The 7,425-nt window shown below is 37.3% G+C and carries 7 protein-coding genes and 1 tRNA gene; 2 read left to right on the forward strand and 6 right to left on the reverse strand.

The features are described from left to right. Positions 1-38 precede the first annotated feature (38 nt). Together ACSHXM_RS12465 and ACSHXM_RS12470 are read right to left on the reverse strand one after the other, a co-directional pair. The gene (locus ACSHXM_RS12465) at positions 39-2,609 is read right to left on the reverse strand and encodes a M1 family metallopeptidase (protein ID WP_435689099.1); all 2,571 of its coding nucleotides are present in this window, start codon (positions 2,607-2,609) and stop codon (positions 39-41) included. Positions 2,610-2,813: 204 nt separating this feature from the next. Beyond that, positions 2,814-3,395, reverse strand: a complete 582-nt coding sequence (locus ACSHXM_RS12470; RefSeq protein WP_435689100.1) for a Fe-Mn family superoxide dismutase — start codon at positions 3,393-3,395, stop codon at positions 2,814-2,816. A 231-nt stretch (positions 3,396-3,626) separates the two neighbouring features. Between ACSHXM_RS12470 and ACSHXM_RS12475 the strand changes: the two genes are divergently transcribed. Next, complete coding sequence (locus ACSHXM_RS12475) at positions 3,627-3,965, forward strand: Grx4 family monothiol glutaredoxin (protein WP_435689104.1); 339 nt, start codon at positions 3,627-3,629, stop codon at positions 3,963-3,965. An 85-nt stretch (positions 3,966-4,050) separates the two neighbouring features. Here ACSHXM_RS12475 and ACSHXM_RS12480 read toward each other — a convergent pair whose 3' ends face one another. The 3 genes from ACSHXM_RS12480 to ACSHXM_RS12490 all read right to left on the reverse strand — a co-directional run bounded on the left by ACSHXM_RS12480 (position 4,051) and on the right by ACSHXM_RS12490 (position 6,187). Continuing rightward, a complete protein-coding gene (locus ACSHXM_RS12480) occupies positions 4,051-4,806 on the reverse strand; it encodes a hypothetical protein (RefSeq protein WP_435689101.1) in 756 nt (251 codons plus the stop codon). Positions 4,807-4,912: 106 nt separating this feature from the next. After that, positions 4,913-4,987: transfer RNA gene (locus tag ACSHXM_RS12485), tRNA-Arg, on the reverse strand. Between the two features lie 42 nt (positions 4,988-5,029). Continuing rightward, positions 5,030-6,187 carry a flagellar assembly protein FlgT gene (locus ACSHXM_RS12490; RefSeq protein WP_435689102.1) on the reverse strand — a complete coding sequence of 386 codons (1,158 nt, stop codon included), beginning with the start codon at positions 6,185-6,187 and terminating at the stop codon, positions 5,030-5,032. Between the two features lie 272 nt (positions 6,188-6,459). On the opposite strand from ACSHXM_RS12490, the gene ACSHXM_RS12495 reads away from it, so the two are divergent. After that, complete coding sequence (locus tag ACSHXM_RS12495) at positions 6,460-6,888, forward strand: LPP20 family lipoprotein (RefSeq protein ID WP_435689105.1); 429 nt, start codon at positions 6,460-6,462, stop codon at positions 6,886-6,888. 52 nt (positions 6,889-6,940) lie between these two features. Here ACSHXM_RS12495 and flgN read toward each other — a convergent pair whose 3' ends face one another. Then, on the reverse strand, positions 6,941-7,369 hold the full coding sequence (gene flgN, locus ACSHXM_RS12500; protein WP_435689103.1) for a flagellar export chaperone FlgN: 429 nt from the start codon (positions 7,367-7,369) through the stop codon (positions 6,941-6,943). Positions 7,370-7,425: the final 56 nt, after the last annotated feature.

Consider the following 7,425-nt stretch of genomic DNA (forward strand, 5'->3'; position numbering starts at 1 on the left):
ATAGTTTATTAAGATGAAAGCTTTAGTTACAGCGAGTTTTATTTAACTGCGGTTTGAATATATTGAGTAAAACTCTTTTGATTATTTGACTTAAGCGAAACACATTGGTTTGCTTTGTTGAGTGCTACGTCAAAACTTCGACTCATGCCTTCATGTTTATCTTTTCTATTAGCGTAAAATTTTGTGGCTAAATCTATATTTTTGTTATGACAAGACATAGATAAATATTCTGGCATGCGAGCTAAATGATAGGCCGGTAATTTTTTCAATAAAGTATCAAAATGTTTATCTAACCAAGTGTAAAACATACTTAGATCATCTTGAGTCGCTACAGCATTTCTAACCATGCTAATGGTGTTAGCTGGGCCTACATGTTCAGATAAAGCAAAATTCAGGGTATTGGCAATATCTTGCTTATCTTTAAACTTCATTGCGCCTCGCAAAGTACTTCTTACACTTGCATCAGAGTTTTCAATATACATGGTTTGCATTTTATTGAACCAGTTATCTTTGTTATACATAGCTAGGTTACTTAATGCTTGTGTCGCCATATTTTTCGGCACACTCTGCGTATCTTTTAAATATTTATTGGCTAAATTTAGGCTGATTGTTTGTATTTCTTCAGTATTACTATAACGCGCTAATACACCATATACTGAAGCCCTAAGGCGGCTGACCGTTCCGGATTCGTCTTGCTTTTCTTGTGTGCCTAAACGGGTAAACCATGGTGTAAGTTTGCGGGTTATATATTTTGCAAATAAAGGTTCGTTACTCTGATCAACTAAATAGATTAATTTTTTTAATGTGTAGACAACGGCATTACCAATAATGGGATCGGTATCATCGAGTAACACGTCTAGTACTGCCATCATTTGAGTTAATGGCATCTCTCCCGCTGAGTACAATGCTTCGGCATTATACAAGAGCGTTTTTCTTTCACGTACGTTAAGTACTGATATATCTTCAAGTAGGCCTTTTAACTGCTCTGGTGAGGTTTTCCAACGCATGTAACCCATTGCATTTTCATTCGGGAATATCCAATCCGCTTCTGCTAACTCAGAAATATTAGTTTTTTGCTCAGTAAGAAAAATATTTTTACGGGCAATTTTATTATTCTTTTTGTAGGTTATGGCTAAAGGGACAACCCAAGTTTGTTCTTTAACTGTGGCACCTTGTAAGTGATAGCGAGTTTGGCTTATGTCACCATTGTTGGCAAAAGCAACTAAGGGATAACTAGGTTGCTCTAGGTAGGTTTTCATCATCGCTGGAACATCGAAGTCAGCAGCTGAAGATAATACATCCCATAAGTCGTCAGCGGCTGCGTTACCCCAAGCATGTTTTTTCATATAGGTTTGAATAGCTTGTTGGAATGGCTTTTCTCCAACCAATGATTCTATTAGTTGTAAAACAGATTCACCCTTGCTGTAGTTTAAACCTAAACCATCCATCACGTCGGTTTGATCTCTCACTACTTTTTTGACAGGTTTTACCGTGGGGCTGGCATCAGCTCCAAAGGCTCTTTCTTGGACCAAGTTCATTTTAAATTGTTGTTCTGGATATAAATCCATCATCACTTTTGAAGCCATCCAAGAGGCAAATGCTTCGTTTAACCACAGATCATCCCACCACGCCATCGTCACTAAGTTTCCATACCACATGTGCGCCAGTTCATGGGCAATAACCATAAGTGGAGTGCGTTGTTCTGCTGTACGAGGATTGTCATCCAACAAAAGTAAACTACTACGATAAGTAACTAGGCCCACATTTTCCATGGCACCGTGAGTAAAGTTAGGTACAGCAACAAAGTCTAATTTTTCATAAGGGTAAGGTTGACCAAAATAGCTTTCTAAGTGATGTAATATTTTGGCTGTGTGTTGGGCCGGAAAGCTAGTACGGTGCGCCTGCCCCTTAGGTGTATAGATTTTCCCTGGTACTTTTAAATTGGGTATTTCTTTTGAATCAAATTCACCTACAGCATAAGCTACAAGGTAAGTTGGCATGGGTTTGGTTTTGTTGAAGGTTACACTTTGCCAACCATTATTAACCTTGTGTGATTTCACTAAAGTGTTTGATAAAACGGTGTGGTGTTCAGGTGCGTTTATCGTCATTTGATAAGGAATTTTAAAGTGTGGTTCATCAAAGCTTGGAAAAGCTCGTCTGGCGTGCATGTCTTCAAACTGTGTGAAAATGTAATTTCGATCTTCAAACTTGGATAAATACATACCATCGGAAGTGGAATTAACCTTACCACTAAATTTAATGTGTAATTTATAGCGGTTTGGTTTTATGGCGTTCTGGGACTTTGCTTTTTGAATATTGTATTCATGGGCCGTGACTTCTAATGGAACAGCAGTGTCATTGGTGAGTAGTTGAGCTGATTTGATATATAAATCTAACTGGTAAAACTCGATGGTGTCTGTTTCTTTTGTCACATCTATATGGATAGTCGTTTCACCACTAAAGTCTGGACTATCAGGATCGATGTTTAAAGTAATCTGTTGAAAGCTAGGTTTTACAAAAGGTGTGAGTCGGTAATTGACCTCCTCACTGAAAGCATTGACGGATATAGTCAATATTAACGCCGTTATTAGGCGAATAGATTTGAACATAATAGTTTCCCGAAATTTATATTTTATATTTTTATGTATCTGGTAGTACCAGATGTTTTTAACCATTGAACATTATGTTATTTAGGCAAAAATGCAAGAGGATTTAATGGAATAGGTATAAATCGGTGACTTTGAATTGCGGTATTTAAAAAAAAGGCAAAAAAAAGCCCTGTTAATCAACAGGGCTAAGAATCAAAAAGCTTATTAAGCGAAGTTAGCTGAGGCGAATTCCCAGTTTACTAATGCCCAAAAACCTTCTAAATATTTAGGACGAAGATTACGATAATCGATGTAATAAGCATGTTCCCAAAGATCTACAGTAAGTAGTGGGGTTAGGCTTTCATCTGTTAGTGGTGTTGCTGCATTGCTTGTATTAACAATGTCTAAGCTACCGTCAGCTGTTTTTACTAACCAAGTCCAGCTAGAGCCAAAGTTGTTTACTGCTTTGTCATTTAATGCAACTTTGAAGTCTGCGAAAGATCCCCATTTTGCATTAATAGCGTCTGCTAGTGCACCAGTTGGTTCGCCGCCGCCATTTGGGCTTAAGCTATTCCAGTAAAAAGTGTGGTTCCAGATTTGAGCCGCGTTGTTAAATACACCGCCTTCTGAGTTTTTAACTATTTCTTCAAGGCTTTTATTAGCCATATTCGTACCGTCAACTAAACCATTTAACTTAGTTACGTAGGTAGCGTGGTGCTTGCCGTAGTGATATTCCAACGTCTCAGCTGAGATATGTGGTTCTAGAGCATTCTTTTCATAAGGAAGTGCTGGTAATTCAAAAGCCATGATATTTCTCCATTAGATTGTTCATCGGTGTCACTATTCAAAACGAGTTAAATGCTAGTACTTTATTAAACAATGTAAAAGTACTCGTTTGTTATTTATTACAATTTTTAGACCTTGTGACTGTAAGTAGTGACAAAACCTTATTTTTCAAGTCAAAATTGGTTTTCGGCCTTGAAAAAGTTAAACTTGCCGCCAGATCAGCAACAATTCAACATTGATACGAGAGCCATTATGGAAACAATAGATAAAATTAAACAACAAATTGAAGAGAACCCTATTTTGTTATACATGAAAGGATCTCCAAAGTTACCTAATTGTGGTTTTTCTTCACAAGCATCTCAAGCATTAATGCAATGTGGAGAACAATTCGCTTATGTTGATATTTTGCAAAATCCTGATATTCGTTCAGAGTTGCCTAAATATGCAAATTGGCCAACATTCCCTCAATTGTGGGTTGATGGCGAGTTGATTGGTGGCTGTGATATTATTATGGAAATGGCTCAACAGGGTGAACTTCAAGAAGTGATCAAAGAGTCTGTCGCTAAAAGAGCTGGAGATTCAGCAGAGTAAGCTGACATTTCAAGCAAAAAAATAGAGCGATAGTCGCTCTATTTTTTTGTCTGTTGCTTTACTTATAAACGAAAGTTTATTAATCCTAAAGCGCTGGTTTTACTATGGCTTGGGACTGTTGAACTGGTTTTTCGGCTGCTTTTATACGTATTTCTAAATCATCAATTCGATTAGTTTGATTATTATTGGCCAAAGCCGTTGAAATTAATTTTTCTCTTAGGCTCGCTAATTGTTGTTCTATTTCTGCGTCACTTGAACTGACTTGTGTCAATTGTTGTTGCACTTGTTTAATAATACTGGCGTGATTGGTTAACTGTTCTTTAGCGACACTAATTTGCGTATCATTTTCTGCATAATTTCCAGAAAGGCTTTTTAGCGCTTTATCATTATTTGCTTTTAATGTGCTTAATGATTTATTGAGGGTTTTTATATCCGCTTGGTTACGTCTCCAAGCAGATGCCCATAATTTGTCCATTTGCTCCCATAACTCTTTACTTTTAGCGCTGAGTTCTTTTACTTTTACGCCAAGAGCCACGGTTGATTGATCCATTTCTTCACCGGTCGCGGAAAGTCTATTTTCCAATTCAGATATACGTAATTGAGCCTGTTGTAATACTTTATATTGCTCCGAAGACCAATATACAGCACCTCCGGCGAGTATGGCGATGAAAAATAAAAACATAAACCAAGACGGCCCTTTGGAAGGTGCGACAGGCTCTTGTGATTCTGAGTTATGTTTACCAGGTTTTGAACTTGATTGCTCTCGGGTTCGTTGAAATGATTCAAGATCATCTTTTTCTAAGGTGAACTTAGGCATGTCATCAAAAGGGTCATTCGCCATGATTAATACAGTTACTAGTGATTAAAGGATATGTTACTGATTATACATAGCTATTTAAATAATGGGATAGGGACAAAAGCTAAATTGAAAAAAAGAGTGATGACTATGGCGTCCCCACCTGGAATCGAACCAAGATCTAAGCCTTAGGAGGGCCTTGTTTTATCCATTAAACTACGGGGACGTATCAGGTCATTATGGCTTAGCAGGCTATCGATTGAAACCTCTATCGTCTAGCAACAAAATCGTTTGGTTGAATATTCGCCAATAACGCGCCTTTTTCAGAAATCAGGATCGCACTTTTAGCAAAGACTGATTTTACAACCACTTTTTCTGGATGAAGTTGGTATTGTTTAACAATCTGATTATTTTCGTCATACAGTTGTTCAACTTGAAATAATGTTAAGGTGTCACCAGAGCGTACTCCATTTTGTGAACCTATGTTCACTGTTATTTGTTCACTCCCAACGTTAATAACTCTGCCGAATGCCGGTAGACAACTGACGGATTCATCAATTTTTTCATTTAAATCTTGAAGCAGTTGTTGTGCTGCTTGGCCGTACCTAGATTTCCAAAAAGAGGGACTTTGAGCATTAATGTCTTGATGTAAGTCAAAATCCCAAGGTGCGGAAAACTCCTGTTGTTCCTGGAAAATAATTTCGCCTGATATGCCATCGACCAAAGATACGGTAAGAGCTAAGTTTCTTTTTATTTGCTCTTTTTCCCAAAAGGAAAATCCCGATTTTTGTTGTGTTTCTACAGCAAATTTAGTGACTTCTCCAAACAAAACAAATTGAGAATTTGCTTTTTTTGCTAAGTTAAATGCACTCGATTGTAAGTTGTTATTGTCTGGACGAAAGTAATAGGGTTCTAACTGGGTAATGCTTGAATATTTAGCCGAACTTCTAGATTTATGCTGTAATTCTTGAGCGAGCACTTTTCCAAAATCATACATATTACCAACAGCAGCTTGTTGTCTATGACTTAATTGAAACCAAGTAGTGACAATGTCTTTTTTATAATCAGATGCCTGACAGGCAAGCTTTTGAGGAAATATATCCACCCGAATTGACACGGTCACAATATCGCCGTGATATATCTCGTCAACTAGTTCGATGGTGCCAACTTCTCCTGAGCTCATCACTTCAAATTTGTCTTGTTCCAATAAACCATTTGCCATGTGTTGTACACTTTTTACCGAAGCGCCAGCAAACATTAACGCCTGTTTTATTGCTTCTTGAGTCGCTTGTTGTTTGGCAATGGCTTTATTTCCGTCATGTATGACAGCTTGACCTGTTGCATTAAACCAAATTCCAAATACAGTGTGGCTGCACAAGAGTAGCCAAACACTTATCAGATAAATTGGTAATTTTAAGCCAGTCATAACAAAACCTTATAAATAAGCTGCAGTTGGGTGTTTTCGATGATCTAGCATTATCTACTTAACCCTTAAAGTATTGCTAGAAGTAAGCACAAACCGTACCTGCTTTTCAAATTATTGATTTGTTATCTGATTTAATAGCTTTGGGTACGGTTATTGCTTTTATTTATAGTAATTTAGCAAGTTGAGATCATTAAAAGACTAGGATTAGCAAAGTGAAAGCACATAATGTCATGAGTACTAAAACATTGATTAGGGTATTTATTGCCTTGTTGATGATATCTTTTGCCGGTTGTTCAAGCATGTTTGATAAACATATTGAATGGGAAACCCTAGAACCAAAGGATTTTCCGGTCATTTCAGCGATTGGGTATGCGCCTATATCAGCACAACGAGGTGAGGGAAAAGCAAGTAAAATGTTAATGGCGTTGAAAGCATCTAAGCTAGACGCCTATCGAGAGTTGACCGAACAAGTCTATGGCCAAAAAGTTGACGGTGGGCAATCATTGTCAAGCTTAGTAATACAAGATACGCATTTAGATAGTACGGTTCAAGGTGTCATAAGAGGGGCTAAAGTGATCAAAAGTTACCCTGTTGGTGAAGACACATATGCTACTGAGTTAGAGTTAGACTTTAAATTAGTGAATGATATTTACTTGTCTACCGCAAGGCCTAAACAAGTAAAGAAAGTTCATTACTATTAGATAATTCTGCTGGGGAACAACCCGCTGTGAATATTAAAGATAAAATAAGTGCCTAGGCACTTATCCCGCCACCCGTATTGCCGCCACGAGTTCTGCCACTTTTATCATAGGTCATCGACTCTTTTGCTCTAGATTCTAGAAGTAAATTTCTTAGATGTTCTAGGCGAAGTTGACCTTGCTCAATAGCAGTTTGATTAATCTTAGTGCGAAATTGGCATTGAGCTACCATTTCTTTAGCCTGTTCAAATAAGCTGACTACTTCTGGGTTGCTTTGTTGTTCACTGTCACATTGAATGTACAGTTTTTCAATCACAACGTCTTGCTGTTGGATTGATTCAAGAAGGGTTTCTTTATTTTTGAGTAAGTTGATTAGAGATTCTGCATCTCGACTGCTAATTAAGTGAAGTTCTGTTTCTAATATTTGTTGTAGTTCTTGTAAAAAATTATGTTGATCTGTTATTGCTTTTTTTAATTCAGACATAAGTAGGTACCAAAGTGAATGACAGAAACTATTATGCTGTCATTATGCTTTTGTAC

This window comes from Paraglaciecola sp., from assembly GCF_051252315.1.
Classification (GTDB): domain Bacteria; phylum Pseudomonadota; class Gammaproteobacteria; order Enterobacterales; family Alteromonadaceae; genus Paraglaciecola.